Source organism: Kitasatospora sp. A2-31 (assembly GCF_022288725.1).
GTDB lineage: Bacteria > Actinomycetota > Actinomycetes > Streptomycetales > Streptomycetaceae > Kitasatospora.
Map to the genome: position 1 here is coordinate 986,276 of NZ_JAKNTA010000001.1, position 20,091 is coordinate 1,006,366.

General features: G+C 74.0%; 19 protein-coding genes. 4 read left to right on the forward strand and 15 right to left on the reverse strand.

Annotated features, from left to right (window positions below):
• Positions 1-177: 177 nt before the first annotated feature.
• The 6 genes from MCM47_RS04595 to MCM47_RS04620 all read right to left on the reverse strand — a co-directional run bounded on the left by MCM47_RS04595 (position 178) and on the right by MCM47_RS04620 (position 6,027).
• The gene (locus MCM47_RS04595; RefSeq protein ID WP_238741248.1) at positions 178-969 is read right to left on the reverse strand and encodes a DUF6099 family protein; all 792 of its coding nucleotides are present in this window, start codon (positions 967-969) and stop codon (positions 178-180) included.
• A 159-nt stretch (positions 970-1,128) separates the two neighbouring features.
• On the reverse strand, positions 1,129-1,530 hold the full coding sequence (locus MCM47_RS04600) for a nucleotide pyrophosphohydrolase (protein WP_238741250.1): 402 nt from the start codon (positions 1,528-1,530) through the stop codon (positions 1,129-1,131).
• Positions 1,527-2,969 (reverse strand): AAA family ATPase, encoded by a 1,443-nt coding sequence (locus MCM47_RS04605; protein WP_238741252.1) that lies wholly within the window; start codon positions 2,967-2,969, stop codon positions 1,527-1,529. Before MCM47_RS04605 ends, MCM47_RS04600 begins: the two co-directional genes overlap by 4 nt.
• A 193-nt stretch (positions 2,970-3,162) precedes the next feature.
• Complete coding sequence (locus MCM47_RS04610) at positions 3,163-3,993, reverse strand: putative RNA methyltransferase (protein ID WP_238741254.1); 831 nt, start codon at positions 3,991-3,993, stop codon at positions 3,163-3,165.
• Positions 3,994-4,045: 52 nt separating this feature from the next.
• Positions 4,046-4,978 (reverse strand): RimK family alpha-L-glutamate ligase, encoded by a 933-nt coding sequence (locus MCM47_RS04615; protein WP_238741256.1) that lies wholly within the window; start codon positions 4,976-4,978, stop codon positions 4,046-4,048.
• Complete coding sequence (locus MCM47_RS04620; protein WP_238741258.1) at positions 4,975-6,027, reverse strand: RimK family alpha-L-glutamate ligase; 1,053 nt, start codon at positions 6,025-6,027, stop codon at positions 4,975-4,977. The genes MCM47_RS04615 and MCM47_RS04620 overlap by 4 nt, the downstream gene beginning before the upstream one ends.
• A 251-nt stretch (positions 6,028-6,278) precedes the next feature.
• On the opposite strand from MCM47_RS04620, the gene MCM47_RS04625 reads away from it, so the two are divergent.
• The gene (locus tag MCM47_RS04625; RefSeq protein ID WP_238741260.1) at positions 6,279-7,214 is read left to right on the forward strand and encodes a GNAT family N-acetyltransferase; all 936 of its coding nucleotides are present in this window, start codon (positions 6,279-6,281) and stop codon (positions 7,212-7,214) included.
• 134 nt (positions 7,215-7,348) lie between these two features.
• On the opposite strand, the gene MCM47_RS04630 is transcribed toward MCM47_RS04625, so the two are convergent.
• Positions 7,349-7,771, reverse strand: coding sequence for a fic family toxin-antitoxin system, toxin component (locus MCM47_RS04630; RefSeq protein WP_238741262.1), 423 nt, complete (start codon positions 7,769-7,771; stop codon positions 7,349-7,351).
• A complete protein-coding gene (locus MCM47_RS04635) occupies positions 7,768-8,010 on the reverse strand; it encodes a toxin-antitoxin system HicB family antitoxin (protein ID WP_238741264.1) in 243 nt (80 codons plus the stop codon). Before MCM47_RS04635 ends, MCM47_RS04630 begins: the two co-directional genes overlap by 4 nt.
• Positions 8,011-8,190: 180 nt before the next feature.
• Here MCM47_RS04635 and MCM47_RS04640 point away from each other — a divergent pair, with 180 nt between their 5' ends.
• A complete protein-coding gene (locus MCM47_RS04640; RefSeq protein ID WP_238741266.1) occupies positions 8,191-8,388 on the forward strand; it encodes a hypothetical protein in 198 nt (65 codons plus the stop codon).
• A gap of 93 nt (positions 8,389-8,481) precedes the next feature.
• On the opposite strand, the gene rfbB is transcribed toward MCM47_RS04640, so the two are convergent.
• The 3 genes from rfbB to MCM47_RS04655 all read right to left on the reverse strand — a co-directional run bounded on the left by rfbB (position 8,482) and on the right by MCM47_RS04655 (position 13,480).
• A complete protein-coding gene (gene rfbB, locus MCM47_RS04645) occupies positions 8,482-9,471 on the reverse strand; it encodes a dTDP-glucose 4,6-dehydratase (protein ID WP_238741268.1) in 990 nt (329 codons plus the stop codon).
• Between the two features lie 185 nt (positions 9,472-9,656).
• A complete protein-coding gene (locus MCM47_RS04650) occupies positions 9,657-10,949 on the reverse strand; it encodes a class I SAM-dependent RNA methyltransferase (protein WP_238741538.1) in 1,293 nt (430 codons plus the stop codon).
• A 467-nt stretch (positions 10,950-11,416) separates the two neighbouring features.
• A complete protein-coding gene (locus MCM47_RS04655) occupies positions 11,417-13,480 on the reverse strand; it encodes an APC family permease (RefSeq protein WP_255751770.1) in 2,064 nt (687 codons plus the stop codon).
• A 236-nt stretch (positions 13,481-13,716) separates the two neighbouring features.
• Between MCM47_RS04655 and MCM47_RS04660 the strand changes: the two genes are divergently transcribed.
• Both MCM47_RS04660 and MCM47_RS04665 read left to right on the forward strand, forming a co-directional pair.
• Positions 13,717-14,385 (forward strand): TrkA family potassium uptake protein, encoded by a 669-nt coding sequence (locus MCM47_RS04660; protein WP_238741271.1) that lies wholly within the window; start codon positions 13,717-13,719, stop codon positions 14,383-14,385.
• The gene (locus MCM47_RS04665) at positions 14,385-15,056 is read left to right on the forward strand and encodes a TrkA family potassium uptake protein (RefSeq protein WP_238741273.1); all 672 of its coding nucleotides are present in this window, start codon (positions 14,385-14,387) and stop codon (positions 15,054-15,056) included. The genes MCM47_RS04660 and MCM47_RS04665 overlap by 1 nt, the downstream gene beginning before the upstream one ends.
• 117 nt (positions 15,057-15,173) lie before the next feature.
• On the opposite strand, the gene MCM47_RS04670 is transcribed toward MCM47_RS04665, so the two are convergent.
• From MCM47_RS04670 to MCM47_RS04685, 4 genes are all read right to left on the reverse strand, one after another.
• Positions 15,174-15,938, reverse strand: coding sequence for a DUF3159 domain-containing protein (locus MCM47_RS04670; RefSeq protein WP_374209065.1), 765 nt, complete (start codon positions 15,936-15,938; stop codon positions 15,174-15,176).
• On the reverse strand, positions 15,935-16,342 hold the full coding sequence (locus tag MCM47_RS04675; RefSeq protein WP_238741277.1) for an OB-fold nucleic acid binding domain-containing protein: 408 nt from the start codon (positions 16,340-16,342) through the stop codon (positions 15,935-15,937). Before MCM47_RS04675 ends, MCM47_RS04670 begins: the two co-directional genes overlap by 4 nt.
• Positions 16,343-16,482: 140 nt before the next feature.
• Complete coding sequence (locus MCM47_RS04680) at positions 16,483-17,163, reverse strand: response regulator (protein WP_238741279.1); 681 nt, start codon at positions 17,161-17,163, stop codon at positions 16,483-16,485.
• 38 nt (positions 17,164-17,201) lie between these two features.
• Positions 17,202-19,817 (reverse strand): sensor histidine kinase KdpD, encoded by a 2,616-nt coding sequence (locus MCM47_RS04685; RefSeq protein ID WP_238741281.1) that lies wholly within the window; start codon positions 19,815-19,817, stop codon positions 17,202-17,204.
• Positions 19,818-20,091: the final 274 nt, after the last annotated feature.

Below are 20,091 nucleotides of genomic sequence, written 5' to 3' on the forward strand. Positions count from 1 at the left end.
CAGCCCGCTCGGCCACGGCAAGCCGAGGTCACCCGGGAGGCTTACCCGGAAAGGGAGTCGGACCGCATCGGGTGGTGCCAGGTGACCCGGCCGAAAGCGGTTCGTTGGTTGCAGCGGCAGGGCTCCGCCCGGGTGGCGCGGTGCGCGGGCCTGCCACCGCCAGCCGTCCCACGCGCTTCACACCGCACTACCGATCCGAAGAGGTCCGCTCATGTCCGAACCCCGGTCCGAGGCATCCGCCCTGCCCTCGCAGCAGCAGTCGCCCACCGACCCGTCGACGGCGCCGGCCACCCCGAAGAGCCTCTTGGAGCAGATGCAGGAACTGCTCGCCTCGGTCACCGCCGACCTCGCCGATCTGCAGTCGTCCGGCGCCCGGGCCGCCGACGGACCCGTCGGCGGCCCGAGCGTGACCACGACCAGCGGCGCCTCCTCCGCCGGTCTCTGAGGCGGCCTCGGCGGCGGGTCGGCCGCCGTGGTCCCCGCGGCCTCCCGGCCGCCGTCCTCCGCCGCCCGCCGCACGGCCCGCCGCAGCCGGCCGACCAAGTCCTTGCACTCGGCCACCGCGTCGACCCCATCGATGCACGTCCAGTACAGGCTCTCCGTCTCCGCACCGCAGGCCAGCACCACCAGCGTCTCCCCCGCGTCCCGCAGCAACCCGTCGAGCTCGGCCAGCATCGGCGCCAGCGCCCCCAGCTCGGTGAGCCGCGCCGCCCGTCCACCGGCGCCCAGCGCCGACAGGGCCTCCCCCACGGGCTGGTCCAGGCAGCCCGCCGCGTGGGATCCCGCCTCGGCCAACTGCTGCCCCAGGCCGACCAGTTCATCGCCGTCCGGCCCCTCCAGCTCGGTCAGCCGGGCCCCGACCGCCTCGGTGAGCAGCACAGCCTGCCGAGCCTCCGCCAGCACGTCCGCCACGTCCCTGGCCTCGGCCAGGGCGTGCCGGGCCGTCTTGATCAGTCGCAGCGCCTCCATCGGCCGCCACCCCTTTCCCGCTCGCTGTCGCCGTCGGACCACGGGCCGCCGCAGGGCGGTCAGGTGGTCACGGCGAAAGCGTGCGCCGAGGGGCGGTACGGCGCAGCTCCCTTCCCAGAACCTGTGGAAAACCCGGGGGCTGTGGACAACTTCCGTCCCTCACATGGGTGGGTCGCCCACGCCCGGGTTGACGTCCGGCTGCGGCGCGGGCTTCGCCCCGGGAGCGGGGAAGCGCAGTTCGTTCCGCTCGATCTTGGCGGCGAGGGCCTCCAGCGGGTCGACCCCCAGCGTCGTGCAGAACTGCAGCAGGTAGGCGAGGACGTCGGCCACCTCGTCGCGGACGCGGTGCGCGCTCTCCCGGTCGGACATCACCGAGGCGGCCTGTTCGGGCGTCAGCCACTGGAAGATCTCCAGCAGCTCACCGGCCTCCACCGACAGCGCCGCCGCGAGGTTCTTGGGCGTGTGGAAGGGCTCCCAGCTGCGCGCGGCGGCGAACTCCACCAGCCGTCGGCGCAGGCTCTCCAGGGTCGGGTCGGCGGGTTGCGTCACTTGTTCGCTCACCCGTCCAGGTCTACCGCATCCGCCGCCGTGCCCGCCTCCCCCACCGGCACCCCCGGGCCGGCCTCGCCGTCCGGCACCCCCGGCACCGCGGCCCCGGAGCCCCCTGCCGTGCTCCGCGACACCTGGGCCGGCACCCGGGCCGTCTCGGTGCGCAGCACGGTGTGCCCGGAGTCCGGGTCGCGCCGGCACTCGACCAGCGCGACGCCCGGCGGCAGCTCGCCCTCCCCCGCGCGCGCCTCCCCGCCGAGCGCCTCCCGGGCGGCCGCCGGATCCTGTAGCGCGGCCAGCACCCGCAGCTGGTTGCGCGCGGTCATCTCGCGGGCGAGCCGTACGAGCGCGGCGGTCTGCTCGGTGCCGAGCCCGGCGCCGAGGTCCTCCGCGAGCACGGTGAGCTGCCGGTGCGCCCAGGGGACCTCGGCGGCCGGGTCGAGGTCGAGGACGGCCGCGCCGGTGAGCAGCACCGCGGCGAAGGCGAGGAGGCGCAGCATGCCGTCGGAGGCCTGGTCGGCGCCGGTGCGGCCGAGGACGCCTTCGTCGAAGACGGTGCGGACGCGCTCTGCGGCCCCGGTGCCGCGGCGGGCGAGGTCGAGTCCGAGCAGCGGGTGCGGGGCGGCGGTCTGGACGACCCGCAGCAGCTGGCCGTAGCGGCGCGCGCATTCGTTGCTCAGCCGGGCGATGACGGCGGAGATGTTGGCGGCGGTGCCGACCAGGCGAGCCTGCGGGTCGGGGCGGGCCCAGCCGCGCATGAGCGCCGGCACGGGGTGGACCGGGAAGACCTCGCGCAGGGCGGTGAGGGCGTGTTCGGCGGCGGCCAGCACCTTCCGTTCGCCGGGGGACGATCCGGCGACCCGCAGTGGGATCTGCGCGGTGACGAGGACGCCGTTGGGGAAGGGCGCGCGGATGTCGCCCTGCCGGGTGTCGTTGTGCCAGCTGACGTTCACGCGGTGGTTGCGGAGGTCCTGTTCGCCGGTCTCGACGAGGATCCGGCCGTCCAGGGTGAGCTGCTCGCGGGCGATCCGGACCGGCCCGTCGGTGCGGACGACGACCTCCAGGCGGACCGGTCCGTCGGCGGAGCGGACGGTGCAGCCGAGGATGATCGCGTTGCGGCCGTGCGGGACGCAGCCGGCCAGTCCGCCGCGGACCGGCGTGGCGAGCGGGCCCGCCCGGCCGGGCAGGCCGTCGAGGGAGTCGGCGATCTGTTCGCCGAGGGCGAGGCGGGAGAGGACGGCGAGCGCGTCGAGGGCGTTGGACTTGCCGACGCCGGACGGACCGTGCAGCAGGGTGAGCGGTGCGAGCGGCAGGGCGGCGCGCCGGTAGGACTTGAACGAGGTGAGCCGGAGCTCCTCGACGGTGGGGCGCTGCACGGGGGGCCGACCGGCGTCCGCGGTCCGCTGGAGGGGGTGGGCCGGCACGGCGGGCCGGGTGGCGTCGCGGTTCACCCGTCGGACGTTAGCCGCCGCCGGGTCGGCAGAAACGTGCCTGCCCGGCAGATTCATCCCAACGGGGTGGGCGCGCCGCAGGCCGCCCCGGCAGCCTCCCGAACGGCTCGCCGAGGGCCGGCGGGCTCACCCGAGGGCCGAGGGCCCGGCGGGCAGCCGAGGCCCGGCGGGCTCACCCGAGGGCCCGGCGGGCTCAGCGGCGGTAGGCGGCGACCGTCACGGAGGCGGTGACCTCGACCGGGTCCGGCAGTGCCGCGAGCCGGGCGGCCAGCTGCTCCTGGTCGGTGTGCCAGGCGCTGGGCCCCATGCCGACCACCGTGCGGACGTCGGCGGCGGAGAGCCGCAGGGTGCACTCGACCTCCTGCCGGCCGGCCGGGGTCAGGTGGGGCCCGAGCTTCTCGTCGATCCGGCGCTGCTTCTCCTCGTCGACCGAGAGCAGACCGAGCTCGGTGACGAGCTCGCGCAGGTGGCGCGGGGTCGGGGAGACCAGCAGCAGGGTGCCGCCGGGGCGCAGCACGCGGCGGATCTCGGGGCCGTTGCGCGGGGCGAAGACGTTGAGCACGAGGCCGGCGGAGGCGTCCTGCAGCGGCAGCGGGCGCCAGGCGTCGCAGACCACGGCGCCGATCCGGGGGTGGGCCTTGGCGGCGCGGCGCAGCGCGTACTTGGAGATGTCGAGGGCGGCGCCGGGCCGGTCGGGCAGGGCGTCGAGGACGTGGGCGAGGTAGTGGCCGGTGCCGGCGCCGAGGTCGGCGACCAGGCCTTCGGGGGCGGCGGCGACGGCTGCGGCGGTGAGGGCGTCGGAGATCGGCCGGTAGTGGCCTGCGTCCAGGAAGCCGCTGCGCGCGGCGACCATGTCGGCGGTGTCACCGGTTCCGGTGTGCGCGTCGCCGGCGAGCAGGCTGACGTAGCCCTGCTTGGCGACGTCGAAGCTGTGCCCGGCGGGGCAGCGCAGGGCGCGCCCGTCGAGGGTGAGCGCCTGCGCGCAGTGGGGGCAGGCCAGGTAGCGCTCGATGTCCTGCAGCAACGTCCGTCTTCTCTCGCCATCCGGTCGTGCGGTCCGGCCGGAGAGAGCAAGACTAGCGATCTGTGGCGCGCGGGCGTGCCTGGCGCTGCCCCGGCAGGCGCGGCGCGGCCGGGGTGCCGCGGCGGGCGGTGCGCAGGGCGAGCCCGGCGAGCGCCTCGGGGGCGCCGGCCTGGCCGCGGATCCCGGGGAAGGCGTTGACGTCGACGATGACCGGTTCGTCGGGGCCGTCCAGCAGGTCGACGCCGTAGACGTCGAGGGCGAAGACCTCACCGACCCGCAGGGCCAGCCGGGCCCGGTCGGCCGGCAGGTCGGCGGGCCAGAAGCCCCGCTCGCCGTCGGCCACCGGTCGGGACGCGCCCGACGGGCCGACCGGATCCACCGTCTCTACCGGATCGACCGCCGCGACCGGATCGACCGGATCGGCGAGTTCGGAGCGGCGACGGGCGTGGAAGACCTGCCCGTCGACGACCCAGAGCTTCTGGTCCCAGCCCGAGTTCGCCATGAACGGCTGGGCGATCACGGGTTCGTCGGGCCACTCGGCGGCGAGCGCCCGCAGCGCGGCCGCGTCGTCGACCCGGGCGACGAGGTCGTGGCGCCGGCTGTGGCGGCTCTTGACCACGATCGGCCCGTCGGGGTCCGGCAGGTCGGCGAGCGTGGCCGCGGTACGGGTAGCCGCGAACGGCAGGCCGGAGCGGTGGGCGAGCTCGGCCATGGCGGTGCGGTCCTGGCAGAACTCGGTGGCCGCGGCGGAGTTGACGACCGGGGCGCCGCGCTCCTCCAGGTACCGGGCGAGTGCGAGGGCCCGCGGGGTGCGGGCCTTGAGCAGGTAGACGTCGGCGAGCGGGCCGGGGCCGAACAGCTCGGCGGGCGGGGCGTCGCCGGCGGTGGGGTCGAGCGCATCGACCCGGTGGCCGGTGGCCAGCAGGGCCGCGGCGGCGGCCAGCAGCGGGTGGCCGGGGTCGGGGGTGAGCAGGCAGATCCTCATATCCCTCCGCCCACACCGCCGTTGACCAGCCCGGCGCCACCGTTGACCAGCCCGGCACCGCCGAGCCCGCCGCCGACCAGCCCGGCACCGCCGACCAGGTCCGGTTCGCCCACCAGCCCCGCCGCGCCGAAGCCGCCGACGCCCAGCGCGGTGCCGCTCGGGGCGGGCAGCCGCACCGCGTCCGCCACCTGCGCGGACGGCTCGGCCAGCAGCGCGGGCCCCGGGGCGGAGACCGCCGTGCCCGTGCGGGCCAGCCGGAGCACGGCGCGGGCCACCTTGGCCACCGCGTCCGGCACCTTCCGGAAGCTGGGGAAGTCGTTGATGTCGACGACGACCGGCCCGTCCGGGCCGAGCAGCACGTCCACCCCGTAGAGGTCGAGGCCGAAGACCTCGCCGACCTGTGCGGCGATCCGCGCGATGTCGGCGCCGAGCGGCACCTGGCGCTCGCGCACGCCCTGGCCGGGGTGGAGCGGGGAGCAGCGCTCGGTGGCGTAGAACTCGCCGTCGACGCAGTAGACCTTGAGGTCGGTGCCGGAGTTGGGCACGTAGGGCTGGGCGATCAGCAGGCCTTCGCCGGCGAGCTGCGGGCCGAGTACGGCCAGGTGGTCGGGCGTGGGGACGAGCCGCACGGCCCGGCCCGAGCTGCCGTCGGCGGGCTTGACCACCAGCGGGTACTCGGCGGCGGGGATCTCCGCGAGTCGCTCCCAGCGGGCGGCGGCGTAGGTGACGGGGACGGGCAGGCCCCGGGTGCGCGCGATCACCGCAGCGAGCGCCTTGTCGCGGACGCCCCGGATGGAGCGGACGTCGTTGACGGTGGTGAGGCCGACGGCGGCGGCCGCCTCCAGGAGGGTGAGCCCCGGGCCGCCGGAGACGGTCTTGAGCACCCAGGCGTCGTGGCTGCCCGCCCGGACCGCCTCGGAGATCGCCATCAGCGAGTCCCCGGGGCGCAGCACGTCGACCCGGTGCCCCCATGCCGTGAGTTGGCGCACGACGTCGAGCGGCATGCCGTCGTGCCGGTAGTGTTCCTCGACCAGAAAGCAGAGCCTCATCGAGCCTGTCATCCCCCTCGCCTCACCCGGCACGGACGTCCGCCGTTCCCGTCCGGCAGAGCTGTAAAGGCCCCCAGGATGCCACGGGGTCTGCACGCAAGATCGCCCGGCCTGTAAGCGTTCGGCAACAATCGGTCCGAATTGCCCGGGATCCCGGCCGCTCGCCGTGCCTGCGCCCCACCGGGGCCGCTCGTATTCCCACCACTTCCCTCGCACCAAACGGGTGGCAGGAACGCGACACCGCTGTCAGGATGCAGGACGTGACCTTTGATGATCTTGAGTCCGCCGCCCCGGCCGGCGCCGCCTCCGCTCCCGGAATCGACCCGGCCCTGCGCCCCCTCCTCGACGAGATCGAGGGGTACTACGACGCCGTTCCGCGCTCCGCCGCCCGGGTCGAGGACTTCGGCCCGCTGAGCCTGTTCGTCCGCGAGGGCCAGGGTTGGCCGTACTACGCCCGCCCGGCGCTCGGGCACACCGGCCCGGCGGCCACCGCCGAGGACGTCCGCCGGGTACTGGAGCGCCAGCGGGAGCTGGGCGTTCCGGAGGCCTTCGAGTGGGTGGCCGAGCACGATCCCGGGCTGCGCGCGGCGGTCGAGGAGGCCGGGCTGACGGTTCACGAGCACCCGCTGCTGGTGCTCGGCCCCGACGACGAGCCCGAGCCGCCCGCCACCGCGCCGGGCGCGGGCTCGTCGAGCGAGGGCGTTGCGGTCCGGATCATGACCGCCGACGACCCCGACCTGGCGAGCGCGGTGACCGTCCCGCACCTGGCCTTCGGCGAGCCGGGCACCGCCCGCGGCACCGTCGGGCCGGAGGAGCTCGCCGCGGCCGCCGAGAAGTCGGCGGCGGACGGCACGGTCGAGCGGATCGCCGGGCGGATCACCGCCGGGCAGACGGTGCTCGCCGCCGCCGTCCGGGACGGCGTGGCGCTCTGCGCGGGCCAGCACAACCCCGTGGGCGCGGTCACCGAGGTGGCCGGGGTCGGCACCCTGCCGACGGCCCGCCGGCAGGGCCTGGGCCTCGCGGTCACCGCGGCCCTGGTCGCCCACGCCCGCGCCAACGGCGTGCGGACGGTGTTCCTGTCCGCCGCCGACGAGGACGTCGCCCGGATCTACCGCCGGGCGGGCTTCCGCCCGTTCGCGACGGCGCTGATCGCCGAGGCCGCGGCCGAGCCGGCGCCCGGCGCCTGACCGGTCCGGCAGAACGGCTCGGCCTCCCGGAGCCGCCCGGCCCGGTGGATCCGCCCGGTCCGGCAGGCCCCGGCCCGCCCGCCGAACCGGCACTGCCCGCCGAACCGGCTGCGGCCGCGGGCCGGCCCGGCCGCTCAGTCCGAGTCCTCGTCGTCCTCGCCGCTGACGCCCTCCCCCTCGGCCTCGTCCACCACCCACGCGCCCAACCGCTCGGCCACGCCGGACACGCCGAGCCGGCCCTCCCGGATGGCACGCGCGAGGCTGCGCACCTCGCGGGCGGTGGTCGCGACCGTGCAGCCGCTGGCCACCAGGTAGGCGTACGCGACGGCGGTGGCGAACAGCTCGTTGGTCTTCTCCAGGGCCGGCACCCGGATCAGCTGGTGCATCAGGGCGGCGGCGCGGTCCTGCGGTTCGGGGTAGACGGCGATGTCGAAGATCTCCGCCTGGTGGCGGGCGACCGCCGCGAGCAGCGATCCGTAGTCGGTGACCTGCGGGTCACCGGGCGTGTACTGCTCGGCGGTCATCAGCAGCCACGAGAGGTCGACCTCCAGGTTCAACGGCGCACGTCCTGGAGGTCGGCCGCGCTCCGCTCGCCGAACTCGGCCAGGAAAGCCGTCTCGTACTGCTTCATGAACTGCGCGGCGGCGTCCACGAACGCCCGCCCCGCCTCGCCCATGTCCTGCTGGACCAGGCGCTCGATGTACTGGTTCATGCTGATCCCCTGCTGCTCCGCCCGCTCCCGGGCCATCTCCGCGGTGGTGGCGTCCACCCGGACGTTCAGCTGCTTCTTACCCATGAATTCGACGCTAGCGCTGAAGTGCTAGCACGACAAGGGCGCACGCACGTCCGCTTCGCTCCCCGGCCGCGCCGCGCCGCCGTCGCGGCGACGTGGACTTGAAGACTTCTTCACCTTCGGAGACTCTGAACTGCCCCGGGCGTTCCCCCGGAGCGACACCGACCTGTGCGGAGGCCGGCAATGACTGCCATGTTCGACCAGGAGCTGCGCGAGCAGCTCGCCCGGGCCCGGAAGGAACTCGCGGCCGCCCGGGCCGAGGGGGACGCCGACGGCGTCCAGGCCTACGAGGGCCGGATCGCCGGACTGATCAGGCTCGCCGCCCAGCACGGCATCACCCTGCCGCACAGCGCGGACGAGGAGGAGCAGGACCTGCGCTGAACGGAGCGGCGTCCCCGGCACCCGAAGCCCCGGCCCGCCGCCCCCAGCACGCGGCACCCGGCCCCCGGAGCCTCGGCCGAGCCGCCCGGAGCCTCAGCGCAGCAGCGCCGCCGGCTCCTCCTCCGGGACCGCCGCCCAGTGGTCGCGGTGGGCGGCGTACCACGCCACCGTCTCGCGCAGCCCCTCCTCCAGCGACCGGCGCGGCGCCCAGCCCAGCTCGCGGCGGATCTTCGAGTCGTCCACCGCGTACCGCAGGTCGTGGCCCTTGCGGTCCGCCACCCGCTCCACCAGGTCCCAGTCGCGCCCGCACAGCTCCAGCAGTCGACCGGTCATCTCCCGGTTGGTCAGGTGGGTGCCGCCGCCGACGTTGTAGATCTCGCCGGGCCGGCCGCGGTCGAGCACCAGCCGGACGGCCCGGCAGTGGTCGTCCACGTGCAGCCACTCGCGGACGTTGGAGCCGTCCCCGTACAGCGGCACCGGCAGCCCGTCGAGCAGGCGGGTCGTGAAGAGCGGTACCAGCTTCTCGGGGTGCTGGCCGGGGCCGTAGTTGTTGGCGCAGCGGGTGATCCGCACGTCCAGCCCGTGGGTGCGCGCGTACGCGCGGGCGATCAGGTCGGCCGACGCCTTGGAGGCCGCGTACGGGGAGTTCGGCAGCAGCGGCTCCTCCTCCGTCCAGCTCCCCTGCTCGATCGACCCGTACACCTCGTCCGTTGAGACCAGGACGAAGACGCCGACGCCGTGCCGCAGGGCCGCCTCCAGCAGGGCCTGGGTGCCGAGCACGTTGGTGCGGACGAAGGCGTCGGCGCCCGCGACCGAGCGGTCGACGTGCGACTCGGCGGCGAAGTGCACCACGGCGTCGTGGCCGGGGAAGACCTGCTCCAGCAGGGCCGTGTCGCAGATGTCGCCGCGCACGAAGTCCAGCCGGGGGTGGTGCCGGGGCAGGTTGTTGAGCGTTCCGGCGTAGGTCAGCCGGTCCAGCACGGTCACGCGGTCGTCCTCGTGGCCGGGGTATCCGCCGCCGAGCAGCGTCCGCACGAAGTGCGAGCCGATGAATCCGGCCGCACCGGTCACCAGGATGTTCACGCCTGTCTCTCCTCCTGCCTTCTCCCCCCTTGGCCGCCCGGGTCACCGAGTCGAACGAGGCCCCTCCCGGACCGGGTCTCCCCGCCCGGAAAGGGCCTCGGACGCGCGCACCCGGCGCGCACCCGGCGCGCACCCGGCGCGCGCCCGGCGCACCCGGCGCACCCACGCGGTGCGAGGTGCGCGGACTACTCCACCGGCTCCAGGATCGCCACGCACTCGAAGTGGTGCGTCATCGGGAACAGGTCGAACGCGCGCAGCGAGACCGGCCGGTAGCCGCCCTCGCGGAAGAACGCGAGGTCCCGGGCGAGCGCGGCCGGGTCGCAGGCGACGTAGGCGATCCGGCGGGCCGAGAGGCCGACCAGGTGCTCCACGGTCTCCCGCCCGGCGCCCGCGCGCGGCGGGTCCAGGACGATCAGGTCGGTGGCGGTGATGCCGGTGCGCGGCAGCAGCGTCTCCACCCGGTCGCACTCGATCCGGACGTTGTCCAGCGCGGCCAGGTTGTGCCGCGCGTCGATCACGGCCTGCTTGGCGGACTCGATGCCGAGCACCGCGCCGTCCTCGCCCACCCGGTCGGCCAGCGCGCCGGCGAACAGGCCGACGCCGCAGTACAGGTCGAGCGCGTTCTCGCCCCACTGCGGGTCGAGCCCGTCCAGGACGGCGTCGACCAGGGTGTCCGGGGCCTCGGGGTGGATCTGCCAGAAGCCGCCGTTGCTGATCCGCCAGGTACGGCCGGCGGCGCGCTCGCGCACGAAGGAGCGGCCGTGCACCCGGTGGGTGTTGCCCTGGTCGTCGACCCGGGTGATGGAGACCGGCTTGTCCAGCTCGACCAGCGGCAGCTGGGCGCCGGGCGCCGGGGTGAGCACCACCTGGCGGTCCGAGGAGCCGGAGGCGGCGATCGCCTCGACCGAGACGACGCCCGGCCAGTCGCGCGCCTCGATGCCGAGCTCGCTGACGCCCTCGGCGGCGATCAGGCAGCGGTCGATCGGCTGGATCTCGTGCGAGCGGTGCTTGCGCAGACCGACCTTGCCGGTCTCCGGCTCGACCGCGTACTGGACCCGGGTGCGCCAGGCCGGCACCTGCCCGGCCGGGAGCTTGCCGCCGACCGGCTCGATGCTGCCGTCCCAGCCGGCCTCGGCCGGGCTGAGGCCGGCCAGCTTGGCCAGCTGCTCGGTGAGCACCTGCACCTTGAGCTTGCGCTGCCCGCCCGGCGACACGTGCTGCCAGTCGCACCCGCCGCACTTGCCCGGCCCGGAGAACGGGCAGGGCGGGGTGATCCGGTCCTTGGCCGGCTCCAGGATCTCCACCGCGTCGGCACGCAGGAAGCGCGACTTGGTGGTGCCCTCGGTGACCAGGACGACGACGCGCTCGCCGGGCAGCGCGTGCCGGACGAACAGCACCCGGCCCTCGTGCCGGGCCACGCAGTGGCCGCCGCCGTGCGCGACCGGGCCGACCTCGACCTCGTACCGCTCGCCGACCAGCGGGTCGCCGCCGGGCCCCTTGGGAGCGGCCTCGGTACGCGAGGTGCGGGCGGTGCGGAGCAGCTTCGGCGGGCGGACGGTCTGCTTGCGCGGACGGTCCCCGCCCTTCGCGCCACCGGCCGTGGCGGCGCCGCCCTTGCCGGCGCCGGCCTTCCCCGCGCCGCCCTTCCCAGCGCCGGCCTTGGCAGCGCCGGCCTTCCCCGCGCCGCCCTGCTCGGACCGCTCGCCGCGCTCGCCACGGCCGGCGCGCTCACCGGCCGGCTGCTCCGGGGCGCGCTCCCCCGGCGCCAGCGGCGCCGTCTGCGCGGTCAGGCCCTCCCGGTCGGTCGCGGCCGGGCGCACCGGCTTTCCCCAGCGGGGCCGGGCGACCTGGCCCGGCTTGGCGCCGCCGCCCTTCCCGGCGCCCTTGCGGGCACCCTTGCCGGACGCGCCGGACGAGCCGTGGGAGCGGGGCGGGGTGTTGCGGGTCACTTGGCGGAGTCCTTGCTGCTGCCGGCGGAGTCGCCGGTCGTGGTCGAGACATTCGACTTTACGGCCTTCGGCGCCGCGGGCTCACCCCGGCGGACGGCGCCCGGCGCCGACCACGCCTTCTGCGGCTTGCGCCGCTCCGAGGACTCCAGCTGCCACGGCACCGACGTGACCATCACACCGGGCTTGAAGAGCAGGCGCCCCTTGAGCCGCAGCGCGCTCTGGTTGTGCAGCAGGTGCTCGTACCAGTGGCCGACCACGTACTCGGGGATGTAGACCGAGACGACGTCGCGCGGGCTGCTGCGGCGCAGGTTCTTCACGTAGTCCAGGACCGGCCCGGTGATCTCGCGGAACGGCGAGTCCAGGACCTTCAGCGGCACCTCGATGCCGCGCTCGTCCCACTCCGCGCGCAGCGCCGCGGTGTCCGCCGGGTCCACGTTGACGGTGACCGCCTCCAGCGTGTGGGCGCGCGCCAGCTTGGCGTACGCCAGCGCCCGCAGGGCCGGCTTGTGCAGCTTGGAGACCAGCACGATGGCGTGCACCCGGGTGGGCAGCACCACGTCGTCCGCCGCCTCGGCGGCGGCCAGCTCGTGGGAGACCCGGTCGTAGTGGCGGCGGATCGCCTTCATCATCACGAACAGCACGACCATCGCGGCGATCGCGATCCAGGCGTGGCTGATCTTGGTGGCGAGGACGACGATCAGCACGGCCATGGTCATCACCAGGCCGAACGTGTTGATCGCCCGGCTGCGCTGCATGTGGCGGCGCCTGGCCGGGTCGGTCTCGGTGCGCAGTTCCCTGGTCCAGTGCCGGATCATGCCGGACTGGCTCATGTTGAACGACACGAAGACGCCGACGATGTAGAGCTGGATCAGCCGGGTCGGGTCGGCGTCGAAGGCGATGATGAACAGGATCGCGGCCAGCGCCAGCAGGATGATGCCGTTGGAGAAGGCCAGCCGGTCACCGCGGGTGTGCAGCTGGCGCGGCAGGTAGCGGTCCTGCGCGAGGATCGAGCCGAGCACCGGGAAGCCGTTGAAGGCGGTGTTGGCGGCCAGCACCAGGATCAGGCCGGTCACGGCGGCGACGAAGTAGAAGCCGGGCGTGAAGTTCGAGAAGACGGCCTCGCTGATCTGGGCGAGAGCGGTCTTCTGGTGGTAGTCGCTGCCCGCACCGATCAGCTGCTCGGCGGGCTCCTCGGCCATCTGCACGCCGGTGAGGCGGGCCAGCCAGATGATGCCCATGAACATCACCACGGCGATCGACGCCATCATCAGCAGCGTGGTGGCGGCGTTCTTGCTCTTCGGCTTGCGGAAGGCGGGCACGCCGTTGGAGATCGCCTCGACGCCGGTGAGCGCGGCACAGCCCGAGGAGAACGCCTTGAGCAGCAGGAACACCATCGCGAAGCCCGCCAGCGAGTCGTTCCCGGCGGTGGCCTCCAGGTGGAAGCCCGCACTCTCGGCGGGCATGTCCTGCCCGAGGCCGAAATGCCGGACGAAGCCGTACACGACCATGCCGATCACGCCGACCATGAAGGCGTACGTCGGGACGGCGAACGCGCTGCCGGACTCGCGGACGCCGCGCAGGTTCATGCCCATCAGCAGGATGACCACGACTACCGAGAGGGTCAGCTCGTGGCCGCGCAGCGAGGGCACCGCGGAGACCACGTTGGCGACGCCGGAGGTGGTGGAGACCGCCACGGTGAGGATGTAGTCCACCATCAGCGCGCTCGCGACCACCAGCCCGGAGTTGGGGCCGTGGTTCACGGTGGCGACCTCGTAGTCGCCGCCTCCGCTCGGGTACGCGTGCACGTTCTGCCGGTACGAGGCCACGACCGCGAGCATCACGATGGCGACGACGACGCCGATCTGCCACGAGAAGTGGATCGCCGAGGCACCCGCCACGGAGAGGGTCAGCAGGATCTCCTCGGGCGCGTACGCGACCGAGGAGAGCGCGTCCGAGGCGAAGACGGGCAGCGCGATGCGCTTCGGGAGCAGGGTCTCCCCGAGTTTGTCGCTGCGCAGCGCGCGCCCGATCAGGATGCGTTTCGGAAGGTCAGTCGGCATAGGCACGGTAAGGAATCGTAGGGGCTGTTTGCCCCGGGGTCCGACTTACATCCCCCCCTTCGTCGCGACTGTGTTCGGTGGACCGGCTAGCGTGTCGGATACGAGGAGGCGGGCAACACTCCAGTTGTCGCGTCGGGCCCCCACCAGGACGCTCGCCCCGGACAGCCGGGCGGGAAAGGAAGATGAACGGTGTTTGCGCAGGTCAAGAACCCAACGGGACGGGTGAGGTAGCGCCGGTGCACATCGTCATCATGGGCTGCGGCCGCGTGGGCTCCGCCCTCGCGAGAGCGCTGGAGAAACAGGGCCACTCGGTGGCAGTGGTCGACCAGGACCCGACGTCGTTCCGTCGGCTGGGTGCCGGATTCAACGGCCGCCGGGTGACCGGTGTCGGCTTCGACCAGGACACCCTGAAGGAGGCGGGCATCGAGGAGGCCGGCGCGTTCGCGGCCGTCTCCAGCGGTGACAACTCCAACATCATCGCTGCCCGGGTCGCCCGGGAGAACTTCGGCGTGGAGAACGTCGCGGCCCGCATCTACGACCCGCGGCGCGCCGAGGTCTACCAGCGTCTGGGCATCCCGACGGTCGCCACCGTCCGCTGGACGGCCGACCAGATGCTGCGCCGCTTGCTGCCGAGCGGCGCCGAGCCGCTCTGGCAGGACCCGAGCGGCGCCGTCCAGCTCGCCGAGGTCGCCTACGACCCGCTCTGGGTCGGCCGCCGGCTGAGCGAGCTGGAGGAGGCCTCCGGCGCCCGAGTGTCGTTCGTCACCCGGCTGGGCGAGGGCGTGCTGCCCACCCCGACCATGGTGGTCCAGGAGGGCGACCTCATCCACGTGATGCTGCGCCGCGCCGACCTGGCGGCCGTCGAGGCCGCGTTCGCCCAGGCGCCGGAGAGGGAGGGCCACTGATGCGCGTCGCCATTGCCGGGGCCGGTGCCGTCGGCCGCTCGATCGCGGGCGAGCTGCTGGAGAACGGCCACGAGGTCCTGCTGATAGACAAGAACCCGAACTCCATCTCGGTGGAGCGGGTGCCCATGGCGGAGTGGCTGCTGGCGGACGCCTGCGAGATCACCTCGCTGGACGAGGCCGCCCTGCAGCGCTGCCACGTGGTGATCGCCGCCACCGGTGACGACAAGGTCAACCTGGTCGTCTCGCTGCTCGCCAAGACGGAGTACGGCGTGCCGCGGGTGGTCGCCCGGGTCAACAACCCGAAGAACGAGTGGCTCTTCAACGAGTCCTGGGGCGTCGACGTCGCCGTCTCCACCCCGCGCCTGATGTCGGCCCTGGTCGAGGAGGCGGTGAGCGTCGGCGACCTGGTCCGGCTGATGCGGTTCAGCCAGGGCAACGCCAACCTGGTCGAGCTCACCCTGGCCGCCGACACCGAGCTGGTCGGCACCCGGGTCGGCGACGTCCCGTGGCCGGTGGACACCGCGCTGGTGACCATCATCCGCGAGGGCCGGGTGCTCACCCCGGGCAAGGACGACACCCTGGAGGGCGGCGACGAGCTGCTCTTCGTGGCCGCGCAGGAGCGCGAGGAGGAACTGGAGACCCTGCTCTCCGCCTCCGAGGGCGCCCAGTAGCCGGCACACGCCCGCACGCACCAACAGGGAGGGCCCGCACTCGTCGAGTGCGGGCCCTCCCCCGTCGGTCCTCGTCGGCTCTCCGCCGGGCCTCTCCGGCCCGGCTGTCGCCGTGGCTCAGGGCCGGTCGGCGCCGGCGGGCTGCTCCTCGGGCTCCTCGTCCAGCTGTGCCTTGATCGGCGGCGGGGCCTTCAGCAGGATCTGCCAGGTGACGTACATCGCCAGCAGCATCGGGGGGATGCCGAGCGCCACCTTGAGCCAGCCGAGCAGGTTGACGTTGTGGGTGAAGTACAGCGGGAACAGGATCACCGGCTTGATGCCCATGATCACCACCCAGGCCCAGGTCGCCTTGACGTAGGCGGCAAGGCGGCCGGGGTTCTGCCGGCGCCAGGTGAACATCTCCCCGGTGACCGGGCCGAGCATCACACCGATCAGCGGCCAGCGGACCAGCGCCGAGACGGCGAAGGCGATGCAGTAGCCGACGTTCCAGAGCAGGCCGGGCAGGTAGAAGTCCTCCGCCTTGCCGGTCTTCATCGCGATCCAGGCGCCGATGGCCACCCCGAAGACGCCGCTGAAGGCGTGCTGGACGGTCTCCCGCTTGGCCAGGCGCGCCACCACGAACAGGCCGCTCAGCCCGAGCGCCGCCCAGGCCGCCGCGGACACCTGGTGGGTGATGTTGTACGTCACGATGAAGACCAGGCCGGGCAGGGTCATGTCGACCATGCCGCGGACGCCGCCGAAGGCCTGCATCACCGTGTCGGCCGCCTCCCTGGAGGCCGCCGCCTGCCGCGCCGCCTCGGCGGCGGCGTCGTCCTCCGGGTCGACCCGGACCGCGCCGAGCTGGGTGGCGGGCTCGCCGCCGGGCTGATTGCTCACGCTCATTCGCTCCCGTGTCCGACCGGACGCAGCTCGTAGCGGGGGTTGAACAGCACGCGGCGTCCGCGTGCATGGCTGATCCGGCCGCTGGCGACCAGCCGGCGGCCGGGCTCTATACCCGCGATGGAGCGGCGGCCGAGCCAGACCACGTCCAGCGCCTCGGTGCCGTCGAAGAGTTCCGCCTCCAGGGCGGGCACACCGGCCCGCGGTCGGAGGGTCACGGTGCGCAGGGTGCCGGCGACGGTGACCAGTTCCCGGTCCCCGCAGCTGGCGATCGGAGTGCAGCCCGTCTCCGCCGCGCTCTCCAGGCGCAGTTCCTCCGCCTCCAGCTCTTCCGCGGAGGAGGTCAGCCGACTGAGCAGGCGGCGGAACCGCCCCTGCGGCTGGCCGCTGCTGTTGTCACCACTCATGCGGGAAGGGTACCGGTTTCGGGGCTCCCGACGGCAGGTCGCGAGGTCGCACGAGGGCCGGACGGGTCCGGACGGGAGCCGGCTGGGCCCGGACGGGCTCGGCCGAGCGGGGGAACGGGTGCCCGCCCGGCCGTCCCCGCTCAGCTCTCGAAGCGGTAGCCCATGCCCGGCTCGGTGATGAAGTGGCGCGGGTGTGACGGATCGCGCTCCAGCTTGCGGCGCAGCTGGGCCAGGTAGACCCGGAGGTAGTTGGTCTCGGTGCGGTACGCAGGGCCCCAGACCTCCTGGAGCAGCTGGGTCTGGCTGACCAGCCGGCCGGCGTTGCGGACCAGCACCTCCAGCAGGTGCCACTCGGTCGGGGTGAGGCGGATGTCGGTGCCGTCCCGGTTGACCTTCTTCGCCGCGAGGTCGACGGTGAAGCCGTCAGTGACGACCAGCGAGTCGTCCTCCCCGGCGACCGGCTCGGCGCGGCGCACGGCCGCGCGCATGCGCGCGAGCAGCTCGTCCATGCCGAACGGCTTGGTCACGTAGTCGTCGGCGCCCGCGTCGAGCGCCTCCACCTTCTCGTCGGAGGCGTGCCGGGCGGAGAGCACGATGATCGGGACCCTGGTCCAACCGCGCAGCCCCTTGATCACCTCGACGCCGTCCATGTCGGGCAGGCCGAGGTCGAGGACGACCACGTCCGGGTGACGGGCGGCGGCCAGCTCCAGTGCGCTGGCGCCGTCGTGGGCCGCGTCCACCTCGTACTTGCGGGCCTTGAGGTTGATCACCAGCGCGCGGACGATCTGCGGTTCGTCGTCCACGACGAGGACCCGGGTCATGCGGGCTCCGCCTTTCACAGCTGTCGGAAGATCGGTGGTCATGCGGGGAACGGCCGTCCGGCCGGCTCGGCCCGTTCGGCGGGTCGGCCCCCCGGCGCGGCGGGGGCCGCCCGCTCGGGCGGGCGGCCGACGGCCGGCAGGGTGACGACCATGGTGAGGCCTCCGCCCGGGGTGTCCTCGGCGCTCACGGTGCCGTTCATCGCCTCGACGAAGCCGCGGGCCACGGCGAGCCCGAGCCCCACCCCGGCGCCCCGCGGCGCGTCCCCGTAGCGCTGGAACGGCGCGAAGATCCGCTCCTTGGCCTCCTCGGGCACGCCCGGGCCCCGGTCGACGATCCGCAGCTCGACCCGGGCGGGGCCGTCCGCCGGCACCAGCGCATCCGCCTTGACCAGCACCTTCGCCCCGGGCGGGCTGTACTTGACGGCGTTCTCGACGAGGTTGGCCAGCGAGCGCTCCAACAGTCCGGCGTCGACCCGGACCATCGGCAGCGTCTCCGGGACGTCGATGCGGACGGCCTCCGGCGGGACGCCGCCGAGGGAGGGCGGCACCACCTCGTCCAGGTCGGTCTCCTGGATCAGCGGGGTGACGGTGCCGGTCTGCAGGCGGCTCATGTCCAGCAGGTTGTTGATCAGGTGGTCGAGCCGGTCGGCGCCGGCCTCGATCCCGGCCAGCAGCTCGGCCTCGTCGGCCTCGTCCCACTCGACGTCCTCCGAGCGCAGCGAGCTGACCGAGGCCTTGATGCCGGCCAGCGGCGTGCGCAGGTCGTGTGAGACGGCGGCCAGCAACGCGGTGCGGATCCGGTTGCCCTCGGCCGCACGGCGGGCCGCGGCGGCCTCCTCGGCCAGCCGGCGGTGCTCCAGCAGAACGGCCGCCTGGCTGGCGAAGGCGCTCAGCAGGCGGCGGTCCTCGGCCGGCAGCACCCGCCCGCGCAGAGCCAGGGCGAGGGAGTCGCCGACCGGCACGTCCACGTCGGCGGCCTCGGGGCGCAAGGGCGGATGCGGGCCGGCCGCGGCCACCTGCTGCCACGGGCCCAGCGGATCCGGCCGCTCCAGCAGGGCCGCGGAATCCTGCTGGAAGGTCTCCCGGACCTGCTCCAGCAGGGCGGTCAGCACCCCGTCCCCGCTCTGCGCGCCGCGCAGCACGGTGCCGGCCAGCGCACTGAGGGTCTGCGCCTCGGTCTGGCTGCGGGCCGCCTGGTGGGTGCGCCGGGCCGCGAGGTCCACCACCGAGGCGACCGCGATGCCGACGGCGGTGAAGATCGCCACCGCCATGATGTTCTGCGGCTCGTCGATGGTGAAGGTGTGGATCGGCGGCGCGAAGTAGTAGTTCAGCGCCGAGGAGCCGACCAGCGCGGAGGCGATCGCCGGGAAGAGCCCGCCGACCAGCGCCGCGCAGACCGTCAGCGACAGGAACAGCAGCATGTCGGTGGTCAGTCCCAGGCCCTCGACGTGGGTGAGCAGCAGGGCCAGCAGCGGCGGCCCGGCGAGGCCGATCGCCCAGCCGGCCACCGTCCGCGTCCGGCCGAGGTCGGTCACCCGGCGGATCGGCAGCCGGCCGAGGCCCTTGGCGGCCTGCTCGTGGGTGACGATGTGCACGTCGATGTCGCCGGAGGCACGGGTCACCGTGGTACCCACGCCCGGACCGTAGATGTACTGCCAGGCCGGCCGGCGGCTGGTCCCGAGCACGATCTGGGTGGCGTTGACGCCGCGGGCGAAGTCCAGCAGCCCGGCGGCGGGGTCGTCGCCGAGGACGGCGTGGAAGCTGCCGCCGAGGTTCTCGACCAGGGCCCGCTGCTCGATCAGCGCGCGGGAGGAGCCCGAGCCGGAGCCGGCCAGGCCGTCCGAGCGGGAGATGTGGACGGCCAGCAGCTCGCCGCCGGAGCCGCGGGCCGCGATCCGGGCCGCCCGGCGGATCAGGGTCGCGCCCTCGGGCCCGCCGGTCAGGCCGACCACGATCCGCTCCCGGGCCTGCCAGGTACCCTTGATGCCCTGCTCGGCCCGGTACTTCTGCAGGTACTCGTCGACCCGGTCGGCCGTCCAGAGCAGCGCCAGCTCGCGCAGCGCGGTGAGGTTGCCCGGGCGGAAGTAGTTGGCGAGGGCGGCGTCGATCTTCTCCGGCGCGTACACGTTGCCGTGGGCGAGCCGCCGCCGCAGCGCCTCCGGGGACATGTCCACCAGCTCGATCTGGTCGGCCCGGCGGACCACCTCGTCCGGCACGGTCTCCCGCTGCCGGACCCCGGTGATGCCCTCGACCACGTCACCCAGTGACTCCAGGTGCTGGATGTTCACGGTCGAGATCACGTCGATCCCGGCCGCCAGCAGCTCCTCGACGTCCTGCCAGCGCTTGTCGTTGCGGCAGCCGGGCACGTTGGTGTGGGCGAGCTCGTCCACCAGCGCCACCTGCGGCCGGCGGGCCAGCACGGCGTCAGGATCCATCTCGGTGAACACGGCACCCCGATGCGTCAGCTCACGGCGCGGCACGACCTCCAGGCCCGCCACCAGCTCTGCGGTGTACCGACGCCCGTGGTCCTCCACGAACGCCACCACGACGTCCGTACCGCGCTGGAGCCGCCGGTGCGCCTCCGCGAGCATGGCGTACGTCTTGCCGACCCCGGGAGCCGCCCCGAGGTAGATCCGCAGCCTGCCGCGTCCCATGAGCACCATTCTTGATCGGACCCGTCCGGGGTACCACCCCGGACACCTGTTCCCCTCACCTTGGAGACTACGGCGTAACCGGTGATTCTCCAGCGATCTGGGCGGTGATCAGGCAGTTTTAGCGCCATATTGACGGCTGAGGAGCCGTGTCGGAGCCCGGGCAACGGTCGCCCGAGGGCAGCCCATCGGGATGGCGTGGCGCATTCGCCGGGAAACGCGAAGAACCCCCATCCGGGAATCCGGATGGGGGTTCTTCAGAAGAATTGTTCGGCGG

Excerpts from the sequence above, each read along its gene's own strand:
- MCM47_RS04655 (WP_255751770.1), bottom strand. The coding sequence starts at position 13,480 with ATGCCGACTGACCTTCCGAAACGCATCCTGATCGGGCGCGCGCTGCGC.
- MCM47_RS04685 (WP_238741281.1), bottom strand. The coding sequence starts at position 19,817 with ATGGGACGCGGCAGGCTGCGGATCTACCTCGGGGCGGCTCCCGGGGTC.
- MCM47_RS04640 (WP_238741266.1), top strand. The coding sequence starts at position 8,191 with ATGACTGCCATGTTCGACCAGGAGCTGCGCGAGCAGCTCGCCCGGGCC.
- MCM47_RS04675 (WP_238741277.1), bottom strand. The coding sequence starts at position 16,342 with ATGAGTGGTGACAACAGCAGCGGCCAGCCGCAGGGGCGGTTCCGCCGC.
- MCM47_RS04665 (WP_238741273.1), top strand. The coding sequence starts at position 14,385 with ATGCGCGTCGCCATTGCCGGGGCCGGTGCCGTCGGCCGCTCGATCGCG.
- MCM47_RS04615 (WP_238741256.1), bottom strand. The coding sequence starts at position 4,978 with ATGAGGATCTGCCTGCTCACCCCCGACCCCGGCCACCCGCTGCTGGCC.
- MCM47_RS04670 (WP_374209065.1), bottom strand. The coding sequence starts at position 15,938 with ATGAGCGTGAGCAATCAGCCCGGCGGCGAGCCCGCCACCCAGCTCGGC.
- MCM47_RS04625 (WP_238741260.1), top strand. The coding sequence starts at position 6,279 with ATGCAGGACGTGACCTTTGATGATCTTGAGTCCGCCGCCCCGGCCGGC.
- MCM47_RS04635 (WP_238741264.1), bottom strand. The coding sequence starts at position 8,010 with ATGGGTAAGAAGCAGCTGAACGTCCGGGTGGACGCCACCACCGCGGAG.
- MCM47_RS04620 (WP_238741258.1), bottom strand. The coding sequence starts at position 6,027 with ATGAGGCTCTGCTTTCTGGTCGAGGAACACTACCGGCACGACGGCATG.
- MCM47_RS04680 (WP_238741279.1), bottom strand. The coding sequence starts at position 17,163 with ATGACCCGGGTCCTCGTCGTGGACGACGAACCGCAGATCGTCCGCGCG.
- MCM47_RS04595 (WP_238741248.1), bottom strand. The coding sequence starts at position 969 with ATGGAGGCGCTGCGACTGATCAAGACGGCCCGGCACGCCCTGGCCGAG.